Source organism: Pseudomonas sp. GD04019 (assembly GCF_029837695.1).
In the GTDB taxonomy this organism is placed as follows: Bacteria; Pseudomonadota; Gammaproteobacteria; order Pseudomonadales; family Pseudomonadaceae; genus Aquipseudomonas.
In genome coordinates this window covers 65106-85889 of record NZ_JAOEEA010000016.1, presented here as the reverse complement: position 1 = coordinate 85889, position 20784 = coordinate 65106, and the positions used below count along the sequence as shown (strand labels likewise).

Here is a 20784-nt window from a genome sequence, read left to right as displayed (position 1 = left end):
GAAAGCGCCGGCTGAGGCCGGCGCGGGGGCGATTCTACCTCAGATGGGCGCTTCCCTGCAGTTGTCGCAGAGCAATGGTGGCAGCGGCCTTGGCCGCAATAGCGCCGCGCTGCCTGCATCGCGGCCAAGGCCGCTCCCACAAGGCTTCTCTAGCCAGCATCAGTGGTCGTGCTTGCTGCCGCCACGACAGGTCGGCGAATCCGGCGCCATGCCCTGCTGCGCCCACTCTTCGGGGGTGTAGGTGTGCAGCGCCAGGGCGTGGAACTGCTGCATCAGCTCGCCGAGGGTGGCGTAGACCTTCTGGTGGCGCTTGACCGCATTGAGGCCGGCAAAGGCCGGGCTGACGATCACCGCCTTGTAGTGGGTCTCCTGGCCGCGGCTGTGCATGTGGCTCTCGTCCAGCACATCCAGGTGTTCGGGCTGCAGGTCGCTCAGGGCCTGCTGGATCTTGTCGCGCATGCTCATGTCGGGCACTCCTTACTGCTTGGCGGGTTGCAGTTCGGCGGTCATCTCGCCGAGCAGCTTGTCCACTTCCGGCACGGCCTGCTGCAGGCGCTCCTGGGTCAGCTGGGCGGCATGGGCCATCAGCTGCGGCATCTGCTCCAGCACCTTGCGCCCGACCGGGGTCTGGTAGAAGGCCAGCAGCTCCTTCAGCTCGGCCTCGGTGAAGGCGTCGGTGTACAGGCTGACCAGTTCCGACTCCAGCTTGCCCTGGCCGACCACGCGCTCGATGGCCGCATCGGCCTGGGCCTGGTAGCGCTCCAGCACGGCCTTCTTCGCCTCGCTGCCGCCGGCCTGGGCGAAGCGCTGGGCGAACATCTGGCGCACCTGCATGTGCGCCGGTACGGCCAGCTTGTCGGCGCGGCTCATCTCGACGAAACGCTTGGCCTCGGCGGCGTGACTGGCGGCGTCGGCCAGCAGCGGGCTGCTGGCGACCAGCAGCAGGCAGGAAAACAGGGCGCGCAGACGGGTCATGGGGTACATCCTCAGGCAAATAAAGCGGCGGCCATTCTGCGCGCCCAGCTCGCGCCGCTCAAGCGCGACGCGGCCGGGCAAAAAGCCAGTACTTGCCTCATGCCCCGGCAAATGGGCATGCTTACCATTCTCCCAAGACCCTGTTCAGCAATCGCACGGGCTAGCCAGCTGTCTTTACCATGCATGGCCAGGCACGGCAGATCGCCAACAGGCTCTGAGGCCGCACCACCCTCGCGGCCCCACACACGGACGTGTCTGATGAACAGCTTCACCAATCCGCTCGCCCCACTTTCCCAGCCGCTGTGCGACGCCCGTGGCCGCCTCGCGGAAGGTGCCGTCGGCTGGTCGCCGCGGCCGCGCGTGCATTGCGCCCTGCCCGGCAACCGTGGGCGGCGCAAGCGCTGGAATCACTGGTGCATCACCACGCCGGACTGGATGCTGGCGCTGACCTTTGCCGACCTCGACTACCTGGGCTACGGCGCCGCCTATTTCCTCGACCTGCACAGCGGCAAGTCCGCCAGCCACACCCAGCTGCGCCCGTTCGGCCTGGGCTGCACCCTGCCCGACTCGCCGCTGGACAGCCACGAGTTCAGCCACAGCCACCTGCAGCTGCGCGCCGACGATCGCGGCAGCTCGGTCCGTCTCACCGTGGTGGCGCCGGACATCGGCGGCCAGCCACTGCAGGTGGCCCTGGACATCCAGCGTCCGCCGCACCTGGACTCGGTCAACCTGGTCTGCCCCATGGGCCGCCGCACCTTCCACGCCACCAGCCGCCAGCTCGGCCTGCCGGTGAGCGGCAACCTGCAACTGGGCAAGCTGCAGTACCTGTGCACGCCGGGGCAGAGCTTCGCCTCGCTGGACTTCGCCCGTGGCGTGTGGCCGCTGAACAGCCACTGGACCCGCGCCGCCTTCGCCGCCCCCGGTGGCATCGCCGGCAACTTCGGCAGCGGCTGGTGCGACTACAGCGGCCTTTCGGAAAACGCCCTGTGGTTCGGCGGCGAGCTGCTGCACCTGGAGGAGCGAGTGGAGATCACCCAGGGCTCGCCCAACTCGCTGGAGCCCTGGCGCCTGTCCAGCCCCAGCGGCCAGGTGGACCTGTGTTTCACCCCGCGCCAGCTGCACCAGGCCTGTCCCAAGTTCGGTCCCTTCTACGCCGACACCCGCCAGTGGTTCGGCCGTTTCGACGGTCTGCTGCGCGGCCCCCAGGGCGAAAAAGTGCCGGTCAGCAGCGCTTATGGCTGGCTGGGCGCGACCCACGCCCGCTGGTAATCCCCGGTCAGGGAACCCGCCTCGGTAGCGGCGGCCTAAACTGCCGGAAACAGTCCGGAGAGAGTTCATGAGCCGCATCGAAACCGACAGCCTCGGCGCCATCGAAGTACCCGAGGACGCCTACTGGGGCGCCCAGACCCAACGTTCGCTGATCAACTTCGCCATCGGCGAGCAGCGCATGCCACTGGCCGTGGTGCATGCCCTGGCGCTGATCAAGAAGGCCGCCGCGCGGGTCAACAACCGTATCGGCGAGCTGCCTCCGGAGGTCGCCCGGCTGATCGAACAGGCCGCCGACGAGGTACTCGCCGGCCAGCACGACGCACAGTTCCCGCTGGTGGTGTGGCAGACCGGCAGCGGCACGCAGAGCAACATGAACGTCAACGAGGTGATCGCCGGCCGCGCCAACGAACTGGCCGGCCAGGGCCGCGGCGGCAAGAGCCCGGTGCACCCCAACGACCACGTCAACCGCGCGCAGAGCTCCAACGACAGCTTCCCCACCGCCATGCACATCGCCGCCGTGCAGGCCGTGCAGCAGCAACTGCTGCCGGCCATCGCCGAGCTGTCCGGCGCCCTGGCGGACCAGTCGGCCCGCCACATGCACCTGGTCAAAACCGGGCGCACGCACCTGATGGATGCCACGCCGGTGACCTTCGGCCAGGAACTATCGGCCTTCGTCGCCCAGCTCGACTACGCCGACAAGGCCATTCGCGCCGCCCTGCCGGCGGTGTGCGAGCTGGCCCAGGGCGGCACCGCCGTGGGCACCGGCCTGAATGCACCCAAGGGCTTCGCCGAAGCCATGGCCGCCGAACTGGCGGCGCTGGCCGGGTTGCCCTTCATCTCGGCGCCGAACAAGTTCGCTGCCCTCGCCGGGCATGAGCCACTCACCGCGCTATCCGGTGCGCTGAAGACCCTGGCCGTGGCGCTGATGAAGATCGCCAACGACCTGCGCCTGCTCGGCTCCGGCCCGCGCGCCGGCTTCGCCGAGGTCAAGCTGCCGGCCAACGAGCCGGGTAGCTCGATCATGCCCGGCAAGGTCAACCCGACCCAGTGCGAGGCGCTGTCCATGCTGGCCTGCCAGGTGCTGGGCAACGACGCCACCATCGCCTTCGCCGCGAGCCAAGGCCACCTGCAGCTCAACGTGTTCAAGCCGGTGATCATCCACAACCTGCTGCAATCCACCCGCCTGCTGGCGGACGGCTGCCGCAACTTCGCCCAGCACTGCGTGGCGGGGATGGAACCGGACGCCCGGCAGATGGCCGAGCACCTGGAGCGCGGCCTGATGCTGGTCACCGCGCTGAACCCGCACATCGGCTACGACAAGGCCGCGGAGATTGCCAAGAAGGCCTATGCCGAAGGCCTCAGCCTGCGCGAGGCGGCGCTGCAGCTCGGCCATCTGAGCAACGAGCAGTTCGACGCCTGGGTACGCCCGGAAAACATGCTGGAGTCCGGGCAACATGGCTGAAGAAGCGAAGAGCGGCGCCACGCCGCTGGAAGGCGACGGCAAGCGCATTCTGATGATCCTCGGCACACCCAAGCACGACAGCCTGTGCCACGCCATCGCCGATGCCTACAGCAACGGCGCCCGCGGCCAGGGCCATGTGGTGCGGCAGATCAAGCTGGGCGAGCTGCAGTTCGATCCCATCCTGCGCGAGGGCTACGGGCAGAACCAGGCGCTGGAGCCGGACCTGCTGGAGGCTCAGCGGCATATCCACTGGGCCGAACACCTGGTGTTCGTCTATCCGGTCTAGTGGGGCGGCGTGCCGGCGCTGCTCAAGGGCTTCTTCGATCGCACCTTCCTGCCCGGCTTCGCCTTCAAATACCGCAACCGCTCGCAGCTGTGGGACAAGCTGCTGACCGGGCGCACCGCCGACCTGCTGGTGACCCTGGACACGCCGCCCTGGTACTTCCGCTGGATCTACGGCGCACCGGCGCATCGGCAGATGGTGCGCACCATCCTCGGCTTCTGCGGCATCAAGACCCGCCGCCTGACCGAGTTCGCCCCGGTGCGCCCCTCCTCCGAGGAACAGCGCCAGGGCTGGTTGCGCAAGGCCGAGAATCTGGGCGTCAGGGTCTGACGTCAGCGCTTACCGGAGGGCCAGGCGCGCGCGCCGCGCCCTCCAGCCGGCCAGCAGCGACGGGCCCAGCGCGGTCAGCGCCGAACCCAGCACCACCAATAGCGCACCACCGTAGCCGAGCGGATTGATCTGCTCCGGCTGCACGTGGTCCGGCCACCAGACGGCGGCCAGGGCCACGGCGACGAAAGTCACCAGCGGGGTGATCGACAGGGTCGCGCTGACCCGCGAAGCCTCCCAGTGCGCCAGCGCCTCGGCGAAGGCGCCATAGGCCACCAGGGTGTTCAGGCAACAGGCCAGCAGCAGCCAGAACTGTAGGGAGCTGAGCTGCAGCACCTGCAGCGGATGGGCCCAGGGCGATAGCAGCAGCGCGCAGGCCAGGTACAGCACCATCATGATCTGCGGCGAACTCCACTGGGTCAGCAGCTGCTTCTGCGCCAGGCCGTAGAACACCCAGAGAAAGGCCGCCAGCAGGATCACCAGCACCCCGGTGGTGTAGGTCGTCAGCGAAGTCAGCAGCTCTTCCAGGCGCTGGTTGAAGAACAGGCCGAAGCCCAGCAGCAGGATGGCCATGCCGATGCCCTGGCCGAGGCTGAAGGATTCGCGGAACACCAGCAGGCTGGCCACCAGGAACAGGATCGGCGCCATCTGGATCACCAGCTGGGTGGTGCCGGGGCTGAGCATGTTGAGGCCGAGCAGGTACAGCACATAGTTGCTGGCAAGCCCGGCGACGGCCAGCGCCAGCAGGCCCTGGCCACGGCGACCCAGTGGGGCGATGCGCGGCAGGCGGCGGGTGGCGCCCAGCCAGATCAGCAACAGCAGGCCGGAGACCAGCAGGCGATACCAGGTGACCGTGACCGGGTCCATCACCTGCAGCACTTCCTTGAGCTTGATCGGCAGGATGCCCCAGAGCACGGCGGTGGTCAGGGCGAGCAGCAGGCCGAACAGCCAGCGGCCGGAGGAAACGTGCATGACAGCCTCGACAGCGCAACAGCGAAATAGCCCGTCATTCTAGGCCCTGGCCCGCGGCTCCGGCAGCCACAGTTGACCAGTCGGACAGCATGCAACTGTGCTGCGCACGCCCCAATATGGCTAAAAAATGACCACTTGTCGCGCGCCCCGGCTCGCCTGGGACCAGCCACTACACTCACAACAGTGCACGCTGCTGCAGGAGGCTTCGCCATGTTCGGTCAACGCCATATCGACCCCACTCCCGGCACCCATTACCGGAGCGAGAGGGTCAGCGCGGTCAACGGTCAGTACTTCTTCTCCACCCGCGAGGGTACCCTCGAAGGCCCGTACTTCACGCGCGTCGATGCCGAGCGGGAAATCGCCTTCTATATCCGCCGCATGCGCCAGGCCGCCGACATCATCGAGAGCCGCGCGTTCTAGTCAGTCTCCGGCGAAGGCCCGTTCCAGGGCCTCGTTGATCGTGCGCAGCACTTTCACCCGGGCGAAGCGCTTGTCATTGGCCTCCACCAGCGTCCAGGGCGCGATCGAGGTGCTGGTGCGGTCGACCATGTCGCCCACCGCATCGCGGTACTCGCCCCACTTGTCGCGGTTGCGCCAGTCCTCCTCGGTGATCTTGAAGCGCTTGAAGGCGATCTCCTCGCGCTCCTGGAAACGCTTGAACTGCTCGTCCTGGTCGATGGCCAGCCAGAACTTCACCAGCACCACGCCGGCATTGCTCAGCTGCTCCTCGAAGTCGTTGATCTCGCCGTAGGCACGCAGCCAGTCGGACGGCTCGCAGAAACCCTCCACCCGCTCCACCAGCACCCGGCCGTACCAGGAGCGATCGAACACGGTGAACTTGCCGCGCGCCGGAATGTGCCGCCAGAAACGCCACAGATAGGGCTGGGCGCGCTCCTCCTCGGTCGGCGCGGCGATCGGCACGATGCGGTACTGGCGCGGGTCCAGCGCCGCCGCCACGCGGCGGATGGCGCCGCCCTTGCCGGCCGCGTCGTTGCCCTCGAACACCGCCACCAGGGCATGCCGGCGCATGCGCTTGTCGCGCATCAGCATGGCCAGGCGCGCCTGCTCGACGGCGAGCATGTCCTTGTACTCGTCCTTCTCCAGGCTCTGCGACAGGTCCAGGCAGTCCAGCAGACCGCGGTTGTCCAGGCTGGCGACCATGGGCGCCACATGCGGCTGCGCGGTGCGCGGGCCGGTGTGGCGCAGGGCGGCCTGCAGGCCGTCGAGCAGGATGCGCCCCACCGTCAGGCTGCGATAGCACTCGTCGCTGCCCTCCACCACGTACCAGGGCGCGAAGTCGCGGCTGCTGCGGCGCAATACCCGTTCGCCGTGGTGCACGAACTTGTCGTAGGTCTTCGATTGCTGCCAGTCCAAAGGGCTGATGCGCCAGGCGCGCTGCGGATCGTCCTGCAATTCCTTGAGGCGCGTCTTCATGCGCTTCTTGGACAGGTGGAACCAGAACTTGAAGATCAGCGCGCCCTCGTTGCAGAGCATCTGCTCCAGGGCCAGGGCGCTGTCGATGGCCTGGTCCAGCACCGCATCCTTGAAGTGGCCGTGGACCCTGCCCTGCAGCATCTGGCTGTACCAGTTGCCGAAGAAGATGCCGATCCGCCCCTTGGGCGGCAGCTGACGCCAGAAGCGCCAGGCCGGCGGCCGCGCCAGCTCCTCGTCGGTCTGCACGTCGAAGGTGCTGACCTGGATCAGCCGCGGGTCCATCCACTCGTTGAGCAGCTTGACCGTCTCGCCCTTGCCGGCGCCCTCGATGCCGTTGATCAGGATGATCACCGGGAAGCGCCCCTGCTGCTTCAGCTCGAACTGCGCCTCCAGCAGCGCCTCGCGCAGCGCCGGCACCTCCTTGTCGAAGGTCTCTTCGTCGATTGCATGTCCCAATTCGGCGGACTCGAACATATCCATCTCCCTGCCAATAATTCGCTCAGCCTAGCGGATTCCCAGTGCCCCTGGGCATGCCGTTACAATGCGCCACCTTGCATCCGAGTGCGCGCATGACCGATTTTCACCACGCCCAGCTCGATTGGGACGACCAGGGCCAGCCCCGCTCGCGCCAGTTCGGCGACATCTACTTCGCCAGCCAGGACGGGCTCGGCGAGACCCACCACGTGTTCATCGAAGGCACCGACCTGGCGGCCCGCTGCGCCGCCCTGCCCGCCGACGGACGCCTGGTGATCGGCGAGACCGGCTTCGGCACCGGCACCAATTTCCTCTGCGCCTGGCGCCAGTTCGAGCGCAGCGCGCCGGCCGATGCCCAGCTGCACTTCGTCAGCGTCGAGAAGTACCCGCTGGCCGCCGCCGACCTGCAACGCGCCCTGGCCCTGTGGCCGGAACTGGCGCCCTGGTCCGCGCCGCTGCTGGAACAGTATGTCGCCATTCACCCAGGGTTCCAGCGCCTGGTACTGGGCGGCGGCCGGGTGATCCTCACCCTGCTGATCGGCGATGCGCTGCAGATGCTGCCGCAGCTGGATGCGCGCATCGACCTGTGGTTCCTTGACGGCTTCGCCCCGGCCAAGAATCCGGAGATGTGGACCCCGCCGCTGTTCCAGCAGCTGGCGCGGCTGTCCGCTCCTGGCGCCAGCCTGGCCACCTTCACCAGCACCGGCTACGTGCGTCGCGCGCTGATCGAGGCCGGCTTCGTCATGCGCCGCGCGCCGGGCTACGGCAAGAAATGGGAAATCCTGCTTGGTCGTTTCGAGGGCGCCCCGGCGCCAGCGGAAAAGCCCTGGTATGCCCGCCCTGCCCAGCAGAAGAAGCGCCAGGCCCTGGTGATCGGCGCCGGCCTGGCCGGTTGCGCCACGGCCGCCAGCCTGGCCAGCCGCGGCTGGCAGGTGACCCTGCTGGAACGCCACGATGCGCTGGCCCGCGAGGCCTCGGGCAACCCCCAGGGCGTGCTTTACCTCAAGCTCTCCGCCCATGGCACCGCGCTGTCGCAGCTGGTGCTGGCCGGCTTCGGCCACACCCGGCGCCTGCTGCAGCGCCTGCAGCCGGGCGACTGGGCGGCCTGCGGCGTGCTGCAGCTGGCCTTCGACGCCAAGGAGGCCGAGCGCCAGGCCAAACTGGCCGAGGCCTTCCCCAGCGACCTGCTGCAGAGCCTGGATCGCCAGCAGGCCGAGACCATCGCCGGGGTCGCGCTGCCGGCCGGTGGCCTGTTCTACCCCGAAGCCGGCTGGGTGCATCCGCCTGCCCTGTGCCGGTTGCTGGCCGACCATCCGAGCATCCGCCTGCTGCCGCATAGCGAAGCCCTCGACCTGCGCCGCGTCGACGGCAACTGGCAGGCCTGGAACGGCGAACGCCTGCTGGCCGAGGCGCCGGTGGCGGTGCTGGCCGGCGCCGCCGAGGTGCAGCGCTTCGCCGAGTTGCCGCTCAAGCGCATCCGCGGGCAGATCAGCCGCCTGCCGCAGACCGCGGCCAGCGCCGCACTGGGCTGCGTGCTGTGCGCCGAGGGCTACGTGGCGCCGCCGCGCGCCGGCGAACACACCCTCGGCGCCAGCTTCGACTTCCATGCCGAGGACCTGGCGCCGACCGCCGCCGAGCATGCCGGCAATCTCGATCTGCTGCGGGAAATCTCCACCGACCTGGCGGCTCGCCTGGGCGCCGATGCCCTCGCCCCGGCACAGCTGCAAGGCCGCGCCGCATTCCGCTGCACCAGCCCGGACTACCTGCCGATAGTCGGCCCCTTGGCCGATCCGACCGCCTTCGCCGAGGCCTACGCGGTGCTCGGCAAGGATGCGCGCCAGGTGCCGGATACACCCTGCCCCTGGCTGAACGACCTGTACGTCAACAGTGGCCACGGCTCGCGCGGGCTGATCAGCGCGCCGCTGTGCGGCGAACTGCTGGCCGCCTGGCTCGGCGACGAGCCGCTGCCCCTGCCGCGTGCGGTCGCCGAGGCCTGCCACCCCAACCGCTTCATGCTGCGCCGGCTGATCCGCGGCTAGGCCGGCTGGGCGTGATGGCATCGCCGTCCATATAACCAAATGGACTAGACCTTTCCGGGAATACGCCTGTCGGAATCTGTGCTCCTGCCTTGGCGGGGCCATCCCCAACGGCAAAACCGGTAAGGAACCATGTGCGGAATAGCTGGAGAATTACGTTTCGATCACCAACCGGCCGATCTGGCCGCCCTCGCCCGAATCACCCACCACCTGGCCCCGCGGGGCCCCGATGCCTGCGGCTTCCATAGCAGCGGTTCACTGGGCCTCGGCCACCGCCGCCTGAAGGTCATGGACCTGGCACCGGCCTCCGGCCAGCCGATGGTCGACCAGCAGTTCGGCCTGGCCATGGTGTTCAACGGCGCCATCTACAACTACCCGGAACTGCGCGACGAGCTGCGCGCCCTGGGCTACCAGTTCCACTCCGACGGCGACACCGAGGTGCTGCTCAAGGGCTACCACGCCTGGGGTGAAGAGGTGCTGCCGAAACTCAATGGCATGTTCGCCTTCGCCATCTGGGAGCGCGACACGGAGCGCCTGTTCCTCGCCCGCGACCGCCTCGGCGTCAAGCCGCTGTACCTCAGCGACGACGGCACTCGCCTGCGCTTCGCCTCCACCCTGCCGGCCCTGCTGCAGGGCCGCGACATCGACTCGGCGCTGGACCCGGTCGCGCTCGACCATTACCTCAACTTCCACGCCGTGGTGCCGGCGCCGCGCACCCTGCTGGCCGGGGTGAAGAAGCTGCCACCGGCCACCTGGCTGCGCATTGAGCGCGACGGCCGGCGTGTCGAGCGGCGCTGGTGGCAGCTGGACTTCGGCCCGCGTGCCGACGAGACCGGCCTGCAGCTGGAGGACTGGAGCGAACGGGTGCTCGAAGGCCTGCGCCAGGCCGTGCAGGTGCGCCAGCGCGCGGCACTGGATGTCGGCGTGCTGCTCTCCGGCGGACTCGACTCCAGCCTGCTGGTCGGCCTGCTACACGAGGCCGGCGTGGCCAACCTGGCAACCTTCTCCATCGGCTTCGAGGATGCCGGCGGCGAGCGCGGCGACGAGTTCTTCTACTCGGACCTGATCGCCCGCCACTACGGCACCCGCCACCAGCAGCTGCGCATCGCCGAGGCGGAAATCCTCGCCGAGCTGCCGGACGCCTTCCGCGCCATGAGCGAGCCGATGGTCAGCCACGACTGCATCGCCTTCTACCTGCTCGGTCGCGAGGTGGCCAAGCACTGCACCGTGGTGCAGTGCGGCCAGGGCGCCGACGAGCTGCTCGCCGGCTACCACTGGTACCCGCAGGTGGATGGCGCCGCGGACCCGCAGGCCGCCTACCGTGCCGCCTTCTTCGACCGCTCGCGGGAAGAGACCCTGGCCACCCTGCGCCCACGCTGGCATGGCCCGGACTGGGCCGGCGAGTTCCTGCGCGAACACTTCGCCATGCCCGGCGCCGACGCGGCGGTGGACAAGGCCCTGCGCCTGGACGGCACGGTGATGCTGGTCGACGACCCGGTGAAACGGGTGGACAACATGACCATGGCCTGGGGCCTGGAGGCCCGTACGCCGTTCCTCGACTACCGCCTGGTGGAGCTGTCCGCACGCATCCCGGCGCGCTTCAAGCTGCCGGATGGCGGCAAGTACGTGCTCAAGGAAGCCGGGCGCAAGGTCATCCCGCATGCGGTCATCGACCGGCCCAAGGGCTACTTCCCAGTGCCCGGCCTCAAGCACCTGCAAGGCGCCACCCTGGACTGGGTGCAGGAGCTGTTGCTCGACCCCAGCCAGGACCGTGGCCTGTTCCAGCCCGCCGTGCTCGATCGCCTGCTCAGCGAGCCGGATGGCCAACTCACCCCCTTAGGCGGCTCCAAGCTCTGGCAGCTGGCCGCACTCAATCTGTGGCTCAGTGAACAGGGCCTGTGAACGACACAAGGAGCTTCATCATGCGTGCATCCGCCTACAACCAACGCCTGCAGCGCGGCCAGCCGCCGTCCTACCAGCGCCTGCAGGCGCACCTGGCCAAGGACGGCATCGAGCAGCCGGAGCCGCAGAGCGTGCGCTGCGGCTGGGGCCGCCTGCTGCTGGGCCACACCTACCCGGACGCCGAGGCCCTGGCCAATGCGCTGCAGGAAGAGCGCCCGGGCGAGCGTGACATCGCCCTGTACGTGGCCGCGCCGCACCAGGTGCTGGCCCAGGCGCCGCAGCAGCTGTTCCTCGATCCCTCCGACACCCTGCGCCTGTGGTTCACCGACTACCGCCCGGCGCGCGCCAGCTTCCGCGGCTTCCGCATCCGCCGGGTGCAGGGCGAGCAGGACTGGGAGGGCATCAACGGCCTCTACCTGCAGCGCGGCATGCTGCCGATCGACACCGAGCAGCTGACCCCGCGCGAGGCCGGTGGCCCCGACTACTGGCTGGCCGAAGACGAGGCGGACGGTCGGGTGGTCGGCGCCGTGATGGGGCTCAACCACCGCGAGGCCTTCAACGATCCCGAGGGCGGCAGCAGCCTGTGGTGCCTGGCCGTGGCGCCGAGCTGCCAGCGCCCCGGGGTTGGCGAGGCGCTGGTGCGGCACCTGGTCGAGCATTTCATGGGCCGTGGCCTCAACTACCTGGACCTGTCGGTACTGCACGACAACGACAGCGCCAAGAGCCTGTACGCCAAACTCGGCTTCCGCGAGCTGCCGACCTTCGCGGTGAAACGGCGCAACGGCATCAATCAGGCCCTGTTCCTCGGGCCGGGCCCGGAGGCGGAGCTCAATCCCTATGCGCGGATCATCGTCGACGAGGCGCGCCGCCGCGGCATCGAGGTGCGCGTGGACGACGCCGAAGGCGGCCTGTTCACCCTCGCCCAGGGCGGCCGGCGGATTCGCTGCCGCGAGTCGCTGTCCGATCTGACCAGCGCGGTGAGCATGACCCTGTGCCAGGACAAACGCCTGACACACCGCGCCCTGGACCGCGCCGGCCTGCGCCAGCCGGCCCAGCGCCTGGCCGGCAGCGCCGAGGACAACGCCGCCTTTCTCGCCGAGCACGGCAGCATCGTGGTCAAGCCGGTGGACGGCGAACAGGGCCAGGGCGTGGCCGTCGACCTGCGCACCGCAGACGCGGTGCAGGAAGCCATCGAGCGCGCCCGGCGCTTCGACCAGCGCGTGCTGCTGGAGAGCTACCACCGCGGCCAGGACCTGCGCATCGTGGTGATCGGCTACCAGGTGGTGGCCGCGGCCATCCGCCACCCGGCCGAGGTGATCGGCGATGGCGTGCACAGCATCGGCGCGCTGATCGAGGCGCAGAGTCGCCGGCGCCAGGCCGCCACCGGCGGCGAGAGCCGCATCCCGCTGGACGCCGAGACCCAGCGCACCCTGCACGACGCCGGCTACGACTACTCCAGCGTGCTACCCGCCGGCACCCGCCTGGCCGTGCGCAAGACCGCCAACCTGCACACCGGCGGCATCCTCGAGGACGTGACCGAGCGCCTGCATCCGACCCTGCGCAAGGCCGCCGAGCAGGCGGCGCACGCCCTGGAGATTCCGGTGGTGGGCCTGGACCTGCTGGTGGAATCCGCCGAGAGCGAGGACTACGTGGTGATCGAGGCCAACGAGCGGGTCGGCCTGGCCAACCACCAGCCGCAACCGACGGCCGAGCGCTTCATCGATCTGCTGTTCCCGCTCAGCCGCCAGCATCCGTGACAGAGGAGGCCCTATGCATCGCCTGCCCGAACCCGACCTGGCGTATCTGCGCCAGGTGCTGCTGGAGCTGCTGGCCATCCCCAGCCCCACCGGCTTCACCGACACCGCGGTGCGCTATGTCGCCGAGCGCCTGGAAGAGCTCGGCATTCCCTTCGAACTGACCCGCCGTGGCACCATCCGCGCCACGCTCAAGGGCCGCCAGTCCAGCCCGGACCGGGCGGTGTCCGCGCATCTGGACACCATCGGCGCCATCGTCCGCGAGATCAAGGACAGCGGCCGCCCGGCCCTGGCGCCGGTGGGCTGCTGGTCCAGCCGCTTCGCCGAGGGCAGCCGGGTCAGCCTGTTCACCGACAACGGCGTGCTGCGCGGCAGCGTGCTGCCGCTGATGGCCTCCGGGCACGCCTTCAACACCCAGGTCGACAGCCTGCCGGTGAGCTGGGATCACATCGAGCTGCGTCTCGACGCCCCCTGCGCCAGCCGCGCCGAGTGCGAGGCGCTGGGTGTGTCGGTGGGCGACTTCGTGGCCTTCGACCCGTTGCCCGAGTTCACCGAGAGCGGCCATATCAGCGCCCGCCACCTGGACGACAAGGCCGGCGTGGCGGCACTGCTGGCGGCGCTCAAGGCGGTGACCGAGAGCGGCCTGGAACCGCAGATCGACTGCCACCCGCTGTTCACCATCACCGAGGAGGTCGGCTCCGGCGCCGCCGCCGCCCTGCCCTGGGACGTCAGCGAGTTCGTCGGCATCGACATCGCGCCGGTCGCGCCCGGCCAGCAGTCCAGCGAACATGCGGTGAGCGTGGCGCTGCAGGACTCCGGCGGTCCCTACGACTATCACCTGTCGCGCCACCTGCTGCGCCTGGCCGCCGAGGGCGAGATCCCGGTGCGCCGCGACCTGTTCCGCTATTACCACAGCGACGCCCAGTCGGCCGTGACCGCCGGCCACGATATCCGCGTCGCCCTGCTGGCCTTCGGCTGCGACGCCACCCACGGCTACGAGCGCACCCATATCGACAGCCTGGCCGCCCTCACCCGCCTGATCGGCGCCTACCTGCTCAGCCCGCCGGTGTTCGCCAGCGACGCCCAGCCGGCCCGCGAGCACTCGCTGGAACGCTTCAGCCACCAGATCGAGCACGACGCGCAGATGGCCAGCGACACCCAGGTGCCCACCGTCGAAAGCGTGCTCGGAGCGCGCGGCGAGTCTTCCGACTAAGCTTCAGCGCAGGGCCGCACAGGCTCTGCAATGCTCTCTTGAAGCCTGGGCGGCAACTAGGCAAAGTGCTGGCAATCACCCATAAGAAGCATGAGGTTGCGGATGCCTCGCGTGTGTCTGGCTGTGCTGTTGCTCTGCCTGAGCGGGCCGCTGTGGGCACTCTCCCCGGCCCCCCTGGACCGCGACGAACTGCGTCTGTCGCTGGCGCCCTACATGGGTTACTACCAGGACCGCGACGGCAAGCTGGATGCCGAAGCCGTGCAACGCCTGCCAGACAATGCCTTCGAACGGGTTAACGGCGACCACGCCAACCTGGGCAAGAATGCCTCGGCATGGTGGTTCAAGGTGCGCCTGGTCAACGGCCGTCCGCAACCGCTGAATGGCTATCTGGAAGTCAACTACGCGCTGCTCGACCGCATCGACGTCTACCTGCAGGACAGCGACGGCCGCCTGCAGCGCCAGCACAGCGGCGACAGCTTCGCCTTCGCCCAACGCCCGGTGCAGGTGCGCCATTTCTGGTTCCCCATGAGCCTGCCCCACGGCAGCAACACCCTGCTGGTGCGGGTGGAGAGCACCAGCACCATCTTCGTGCCGCTGTTCTTCAGCACCTACGGCGCCAGCGCGGCGGTCCAGGAAAACCTGATGGGCATCAACGGCGCCTTCTACGGCGTGCTGTTCGCCATGTTCATCTACAACCTGTTCCTGTTCATCTCGCTGCGCGAGCGGGCCTACTTCTGGTACCTGGTGTACAACGTCAACGTCGGCCTGTTCGCCGCCTGCTTCGACGGCATGCTGTTCAAGCTGCTGCCCAACAGCGTGGGCCTGCAGTCGGTGAGCATCTACGTGCTGATGTATCTGCACTGCCTCAGCGCCGCCCAGTTCAGCCGCTACTTCCTGCACATCCCGCAGCACTTCCCGCGCCTGGACCAGGGCCTGCGCCTGCTGATGCTGGGCATCGTCGGCTGCCTGCTGTCGGTGCCACTGATCGGCCTGGCCGCTTGGAACATCCTGGCCAGCGTCGCCGTACTCGGGGTGTCGCTGATCCTGCTGCTCACCGGTATCTACGCCTGGCGCCGCGGCGTGCGCCACGGCTCCTACTACGTGCTGGCCTGGAGCGTGCTGCTGGTGGCCTTCATGCTGGTCACCAGCGGCTCGCTGGGCCTGGAGATCTTCGGCATCTACGGCTCGGCGGTGGTGAAGATGGGCGTGACCATCGAGCTGCTCAGCCTGTCCATCGGCCTGGCCGACCGCATCAACCTGCTCAAGGAGGAAGGCTTCCGCTCACGCCAGGCCGCCGAGCAGGCCGAGTACGAGAACCAGGCCAAGGGCCGCTTCCTGGCCAAGATGAGCCACGAGATCCGCACCCCGCTCAACGGCGTGCTGGGCATGCTGCAGCTGCTGCGCGAGACGCCGCTGGAGCGCAACCAGCGCTTCTACGTGGACACCATCAGCAGCTCCGGCAGCTCGCTGATGGCGGTGATCAACGACATCCTCGACTACGCGCGCATCGAGTCCGGCAAGCTGAGCCTGGAAGAGATCGAGTTCGACCTTGAGCAGATGGTCTCCGAAACCCTGGCGCTGTTCACCGCCCAGGCCCTGGAGAAACGCCTGCGCCTCTACGTCAGCCTGGAAGGCGGCGTGCCGCGCCGGGTGCAGGGCGACCCGACCCGTCTCAAGCAGGTGCTGATGAACCTGCTGGGCAACGCGCTGAAGTTCACCCAGGAAGGCAACGTGGCGCTGACCTTAAGCCGGCGCAGCGACAGCCAGGGCCAGCAGCACCTGGTGTTCGCCGTCAGCGACAGCGGCATCGGCATCCACGACGACTCCCTCACCCAGCTGTTCAAGTCATTCGCCCAGGGCGACTCCAGCACCACCCGCCGCTACGGCGGCAGCGGCCTGGGCCTGGCCATCAGCAAGGAGCTGGTGGAGATGATGGGCGGCCGCATCGAGGTGCAGAGCACGCCGGGCCAGGGCTCGCGCTTCGCCTTCGACATTCCCCTGCGCGCCGCCGCCGGCGAGGACGACCTGGCCACCCTGCTGGAGAACCGCGTCGCCCTGCTCTGCTCGCTGGACGGCCAGGGTCTCGACTGCCTGGGCCACCTGCTTGGCCGCTGGGGCATGCGCACCCAGCGCTGCCAGGACCCGGAGCGCCTGCAGGACTACCTGGAAGACTTCGCCACCCCGCCGCTGCTGGTCCTGATGTCGCCCTGGCCGGGCAGCAGCGGGCACTGGCTGGACAGCCTGCGCCCGCACCTGGAACAGGGCCAGCGCGTGCTGCTGCTGAGCCCGCCGGAGCAGCACCAGCAGTTGCCGGAAAGCCAGGGCCTGCGCCTGCTGCACCTGGCCCTGCCGCTGTCGGTCACCGGCCTGCGCGACACCCTGCTGGAGCTGTACAGCGAGCGCCGCCAGGAATCCCCCACGCAGCTGCCCGCACTGGACCAGCGCAGCGGCAACACGCCGTGCATCCTGGTGGCCGAGGACAACCGGGTGAACCAGATGGTGGTGCAGGGCTTCCTGCGCAAGCGCGGCTACTCGGTGCGCATGGTCGCCGACGGGCAGAGCGCGGTGGACGAATACCGCCGCGATCCGAACGCCATTCAGCTGATCCTGATGGACTGCGAGATGCCCGAGCTGGACGGCTTCGAGGCCACCCGGCAGATCCGCCGCCTGGAGGCCAGCCGGCACCTGTCGGCCGTGCCGATAGTCGCCCTCACCGCACACATCCTCGACGAGCACCGCGACCGCGGGATGGCCGCCGGCATGAACGAGTTCCTCGGCAAGCCGCTGGACTGCCAGCAGCTATACGCCCTGCTCGACCGCTATCTGCTCGCCCAGGCGCGCGCGACCGATTAGCATGGCGGCCCGCCGTGGCGCCTGTTGACGGGCCGGCGCAGAAACTGGCCCCAGGAGCCGCCATGCTGATTCCCCACCAGATGCTCGAAGCAGAGACCCTGACCCGCCTGCTGGAAGACTTCGTCACCCGCGAGGGCACCGATAACGGCGACGAGACACCGCTGGACACCCGCGTCGAGCGGGCCCGGCGCGCACTGGAAAAAGGCCAGGCGGTGATCGCCTTCGACCCGGACAGCCAGCAGTGCCAGCTGATGCTGCGCGAGGAAGTGCCAAAGGAGTGGCTGGAGGATTAGCGGTCTGGGCGACCGCTAGTGACTGGTGAAGCGCGGGCCGAGCAGGATGATGCCCGCCCCGACCAGGCACAGCACCGCGCCGAGCCAGTCCGAGACCAACGGGCGGGTGCGCTCGATCACCCCCAGCCAGAGCAGCGAAGCCACCACGTAGACCCCGCCATAGGCCGCATAGGCGCGCCCGGCATAGGCCGCCTCGACGCGGGTCAGCAACACGGCGAACAGGGTCAGGCTGAGCAGGCCGGGGGCGATCCACCAGGCGCTCTTGCCCAGGCGCAGCCACATCCAGAAGGCGTAGCAGCCGCCGATCTCGAACAGCGCGGCGAGGAAGAACCAGACGTAGTTGAGCATGGCGTTGTCCGTCAGCCGCGCAGGCTGCCCTCGCGCTCCCATACGCAGCGCATGCGCAGGTCTTCTTCCTGGGGGCTGTGGAAGCCGCTTTCGGACTCCCAGCGGAAGGTGTGCAGGCCGTTCAGTTCGGTTTCCAGGTGCACCACGGCGCTGGCCCAGTACAGGCGCTTGAGCAGCGCCTCGAACTCCTTGACCCACAGCGCCCACTCGTACTCGATGGCCTGGTAGCTGGCGCCGAAATGGATCACCTGGGTCTGGTACAGGCCCTCGCCCTCGGTGCCGCAGAAGGAGAACATCTCGCGGCCGAGGAACGGCCAGGCGTCGCCGTCGGGCAACTGCTCCAGCACCCGGCGGTTGGTGCCGCGGCGCAACTGGCGTTGTTCGCGGTCACCGGACGGCCAGTCGCGGATGCAGCCATAGACGATGGATTCGGACTCCACGCGGGTACTCCAGAAAGTGCAGGCTGCCTTCTAACACAGGGCATCGGCCCTGCAAAGGAACCAGTGCGCCGCTTGCGGAAAAACCGTGGCGCCAGCCCTAGGCCGGGCGCTTCGGCGTGCGCAGGGCCCAGGCGATGACGGTCATCAGCGCGCCCAGGCCGATCAGCACCATGAACGGCGCCTGGTAGTGGCCGGCCAGGTCGCGACCGAGGCCGGCCAGGATCGGCGCCAGGCAGGCCATGCAGTAACCGGCGCAGAGCATCATCGCGGTCCAGCGACTGACCGCCAGCGGCGTATGCACCTCGTACAGCGGCAGCACCAGCGACAGGGCGAAGGAACCGCTGAGGGCGAAGCCCATCAGCACCGCCCAGACCTCGGGCAGCTGGGTCGGCTGGAAGGTGATCATGGTCAGGCACAGGGTCAGGCTCAGGCCGCAAGCCACCAGCAGCGGCTGGCGGATATCGAAGCGCTGGGCCAGCCAGGGCATCAGCCAGGAACTGGGCAGGCCAACCAGCATGAACAGGCTGAACAGGCCGTTGCTGTACAGCAGGCTCAGCCCCGCCTCGTGGTAGCGCGCCACCAGCCAGGTGGCCATGGTGTAGAAGAAGCCGGCCTGGATGGCGAAGAAGCCGGTCACCAGCCAGGCCCGCGGCTCGCGCCACGGCAGGCCCTGACCATCGCCGGCTAACGCCTCCTCGGTGCGGTTGGGCAGGCGCAGCCAGAGCAGGCCAGCGAGCAGCGCCGGCACGAACCAGGCCGCCAGGCCCAGGCTCCAGTCATCGCCCAGGCTCTGGGTCAGCGGCACGGTGAGCACCGCACCGCCGGCGCCACCGATGGCCATGCTGAAGGAATACCAGCCAACCACCTGGCCGACATGGTCACGAAAGTGGCGCTTGATGAAGCCGGACAGCAGCGGCCCGGCCACTGCGATACCGGCACCGAGCAGCACGGCGCTACCGATCAGCAGCACGCTGGCATGGCCGCCGATGCGCAGCAGCAGGGCCAGCATGATCAGCCCCAGGCAGCAGGTGATGGTGCGTTCCAGGCCGAAGCGCACGGCCAGGCGCGGCGCCAGTGGCGCCAGCAGGCCCATGCACAGGACCGGCAAGGCGGTGGTCAGGCTGATCAGGCCGCGGCTCAGCGACAGCTCGGCGGCGATGCGCTCGATCAGCGGGGCGAAGGAGGTGATGCCGGGGCGCAGGTTGATTGCCGCCAACACCAGCGCCAGCATCAGCAGAGCCCGGGATACAGGTTTCACGGTACATCCAACGGCATGGCGGCCGGTCCGGCCGGGGCAGCAACCCTACTCCCCGGCGGACGGCTCAGGCAAGGTCAGTTCGGAAGAAATCTGACCATACAGACAGCCTCAGTGGAACGGGAAGATGTAGTTCATCCACGCCGCCATGCGCAGCAGGATCTTGCGCATCACCGCCACGTGGTGGAAGTGCTGGCTGTACAGCGCCGCCTGGCCATAGGCGCCGCCCGGAACCAGGGCGCGGTACTGCTCGAAGTCAGGGTCGTCGATCTCGATCCGCACCGGTACTCGCCCTGGGGGCGGCGATCCCGTGAAGCCAACCAGATTACCGGAAGGCTGCACCTGCCCCTCGGCGATCACCCCCACCACCGTCTTGACCTTGCCGCTGAAGACCTTGCCGGGAACCCCGTCGAAGGCCACTTCGGCCTCATCGCCCACGGTCAGGCGCAGCTGGCTGTTCTGACGCATCCAGGCGATGAAGTAATGGCTCTCGTCGGGCACGAATACCATCGTAGGTCGCAGAGGCAACTTGGCCGCGTACATGCCGGGACGCAGCGAGACATGAGTGACGAAGCCGCTCGACGGTGCGCGTACGACGGTGTTGTCCAGCTCGTACTGGGCGATGTTGATCTGCCCCTGCAGGTCATCCACCCGCGCGGTGGTGATATCCAGGTCACGGCGATTGCCGACATTGCGCTTGACCAGCTCGCTGGCGCGGAACTTGTCGGCCCTGGCCGAAACCATCTGCGCCTTCAGCGACTTCAGCTTGTTCTCGAACGGAATCGGATCCAGACGGAACAGTACGTCACCTTTCTTCAGCACTTGGTTGGCCTGCACCGGCACTTCGATCACCCGGCCGCTGACCACCGGTATCACCGGGGTGGAGACGAAGTACATCCGGCTCACTTCCGAGTACGGATGGTTGTAGTTCATCAGGAAGATCAGCGTGCCGATCAGCACCACACCACCCAGAGCGGCGGTGGGTACCGACCATTTGTTCAGCGGGATGCGGAAGATCTTGAAGACGGCGACGCAGATGGCGGTGTAGGTGAGTATCAGTAGAAGATCCATGGCTTACACCTCCTCTGCCGGCGCGGACTCGACCGGCGGCTCGCCTGCGCTGTGGCGCTGTTCCAGTACCTGCAGACGCTCACGCAGCTCGGCGACCTGTTGCTCCAGACCTGCCACATGGCTCTCGGTGGACTTGCCATCGCTGAAGCCCCAGCCGCGGTCGGGGCGATAGAGGGTGGCCCAGATCCACAGGAAGGGCCACAGGGCATGCAGGGTAAACAGGCTGACCCAGCCGGTGGCGTGGATCGCATCCTGGTGCGGATGCTTGCGGTGCACCGCGATCTCGTAAGGAATGTCGTGAATCACGATGACGCCGTAGAACAGCACCAGCCCCACGAACACCAGCAGGCCAAGCGCAAAGTAGTCGAGCATGTGGATCTCCCCTCCCCAGAAACAACCAGATCGGTTGAAAGGCCAGCCAGA

Annotated in this window: 18 protein-coding genes and 1 pseudogene; 10 read left to right on the top strand and 9 right to left on the bottom strand. The window is 68.4% G+C overall.

Translation table 11 applies throughout. From position 1 onward, the window contains the following. Positions 1 to 159 precede the first annotated feature (159 nt). Positions 160 to 465 carry a BolA family transcriptional regulator gene (locus N7607_RS21515; protein ID WP_279868078.1) on the bottom strand — a complete coding sequence of 102 codons (306 nt, stop codon included), beginning with the start codon at positions 463 to 465 and terminating at the stop codon, positions 160 to 162. Positions 466 to 477: 12 nt separating this feature from the next. Next, complete coding sequence (locus N7607_RS21510) at positions 478 to 975, bottom strand: DUF2059 domain-containing protein (RefSeq protein WP_279868080.1); 498 nt, start codon at positions 973 to 975, stop codon at positions 478 to 480. 258 nt (positions 976 to 1233) lie between these two features. On the opposite strand from N7607_RS21510, the gene N7607_RS21505 reads away from it, so the two are divergent. The 3 genes and pseudogenes from N7607_RS21505 (at position 1234) to N7607_RS21495 (ending at position 4319) form a co-directional block, all read left to right on the top strand. Continuing rightward, positions 1234 to 2244, top strand: a complete 1011-nt coding sequence (locus N7607_RS21505; protein WP_279868082.1) for a DUF2804 domain-containing protein — start codon at positions 1234 to 1236, stop codon at positions 2242 to 2244. 67 nt (positions 2245 to 2311) lie between these two features. Beyond that, positions 2312 to 3706, top strand: a complete 1395-nt coding sequence (locus N7607_RS21500) for a class II fumarate hydratase (protein WP_279868084.1) — start codon at positions 2312 to 2314, stop codon at positions 3704 to 3706. After that, positions 3699 to 4319 (top strand): annotated as a pseudogene (locus N7607_RS21495) (NAD(P)H-dependent oxidoreductase). The gene N7607_RS21500 and the pseudogene N7607_RS21495 overlap by 8 nt, the downstream one beginning before the upstream one ends. Before the next feature lie 9 nt (positions 4320 to 4328). Here the strand turns inward: N7607_RS21495 and N7607_RS21490 are convergent. Next, positions 4329 to 5288: a DMT family transporter gene (locus N7607_RS21490; protein WP_279868086.1), complete on the bottom strand. Its 960-nt coding sequence runs from the start codon at positions 5286 to 5288 to the stop codon at positions 4329 to 4331. Positions 5289 to 5498: 210 nt separating this feature from the next. Here N7607_RS21490 and N7607_RS21485 point away from each other — a divergent pair, with 210 nt between their 5' ends. Continuing rightward, a complete protein-coding gene (locus N7607_RS21485) occupies positions 5499 to 5708 on the top strand; it encodes a DUF6316 family protein (protein WP_279868088.1) in 210 nt (69 codons plus the stop codon). Here the strand turns inward: N7607_RS21485 and pap are convergent, their stop codons facing one another. After that, positions 5709 to 7196: a polyphosphate:AMP phosphotransferase gene (gene pap / locus N7607_RS21480; RefSeq protein ID WP_279868089.1), complete on the bottom strand. Its 1488-nt coding sequence runs from the start codon at positions 7194 to 7196 to the stop codon at positions 5709 to 5711. It lies immediately after the preceding gene. A 95-nt stretch (positions 7197 to 7291) separates the two neighbouring features. On the opposite strand from pap, the gene mnmC reads away from it, so the two are divergent. The 6 genes from mnmC to N7607_RS21450 all read left to right on the top strand — a co-directional run bounded on the left by mnmC (position 7292) and on the right by N7607_RS21450 (position 17247). After that, entirely contained in the window at positions 7292 to 9235 is a 1944-nt protein-coding gene (gene mnmC / locus N7607_RS21475) for a bifunctional tRNA (5-methylaminomethyl-2-thiouridine)(34)-methyltransferase MnmD/FAD-dependent 5-carboxymethylaminomethyl-2-thiouridine(34) oxidoreductase MnmC (protein ID WP_279868090.1), read from the top strand. Positions 9236 to 9364: 129 nt separating this feature from the next. Then, complete coding sequence (locus tag N7607_RS21470; protein ID WP_279868092.1) at positions 9365 to 11134, top strand: N-acetylglutaminylglutamine amidotransferase; 1770 nt, start codon at positions 9365 to 9367, stop codon at positions 11132 to 11134. Positions 11135 to 11154: 20 nt separating this feature from the next. After that, positions 11155 to 12891, top strand: coding sequence for an N-acetylglutaminylglutamine synthetase (ngg, locus tag N7607_RS21465; protein ID WP_279868094.1), 1737 nt, complete (start codon positions 11155 to 11157; stop codon positions 12889 to 12891). 13 nt (positions 12892 to 12904) lie between these two features. After that, a complete protein-coding gene (locus N7607_RS21460) occupies positions 12905 to 14101 on the top strand; it encodes an osmoprotectant NAGGN system M42 family peptidase (protein WP_279868096.1) in 1197 nt (398 codons plus the stop codon). A gap of 102 nt (positions 14102 to 14203) precedes the next feature. Beyond that, positions 14204 to 16954, top strand: a complete 2751-nt coding sequence (locus N7607_RS21455) for a hybrid sensor histidine kinase/response regulator (RefSeq protein ID WP_279868098.1) — start codon at positions 14204 to 14206, stop codon at positions 16952 to 16954. Between the two features lie 62 nt (positions 16955 to 17016). Then, positions 17017 to 17247 carry a YheU family protein gene (locus N7607_RS21450; RefSeq protein WP_192397445.1) on the top strand — a complete coding sequence of 77 codons (231 nt, stop codon included), beginning with the start codon at positions 17017 to 17019 and terminating at the stop codon, positions 17245 to 17247. A 15-nt stretch (positions 17248 to 17262) separates the two neighbouring features. Here the strand turns inward: N7607_RS21450 and N7607_RS21445 are convergent, their stop codons facing one another. From N7607_RS21445 to N7607_RS21425, 5 genes are all read right to left on the bottom strand, one after another. Continuing rightward, positions 17263 to 17595, bottom strand: coding sequence for a YnfA family protein (locus N7607_RS21445; RefSeq protein WP_279868100.1), 333 nt, complete (start codon positions 17593 to 17595; stop codon positions 17263 to 17265). An 11-nt stretch (positions 17596 to 17606) separates the two neighbouring features. After that, a complete protein-coding gene (locus N7607_RS21440; protein WP_279868102.1) occupies positions 17607 to 18035 on the bottom strand; it encodes a hypothetical protein in 429 nt (142 codons plus the stop codon). A gap of 97 nt (positions 18036 to 18132) precedes the next feature. Continuing rightward, a complete protein-coding gene (locus N7607_RS21435; RefSeq protein ID WP_279868103.1) occupies positions 18133 to 19293 on the bottom strand; it encodes an MFS transporter in 1161 nt (386 codons plus the stop codon). A 108-nt stretch (positions 19294 to 19401) separates the two neighbouring features. Beyond that, on the bottom strand, positions 19402 to 20361 hold the full coding sequence (locus N7607_RS21430) for an HlyD family secretion protein (protein ID WP_279868104.1): 960 nt from the start codon (positions 20359 to 20361) through the stop codon (positions 19402 to 19404). Positions 20362 to 20364: 3 nt separating this feature from the next. Further along, entirely contained in the window at positions 20365 to 20733 is a 369-nt protein-coding gene (locus tag N7607_RS21425) for a DUF3302 domain-containing protein (RefSeq protein WP_279868105.1), read from the bottom strand. Positions 20734 to 20784 lie beyond the last annotated feature (51 nt).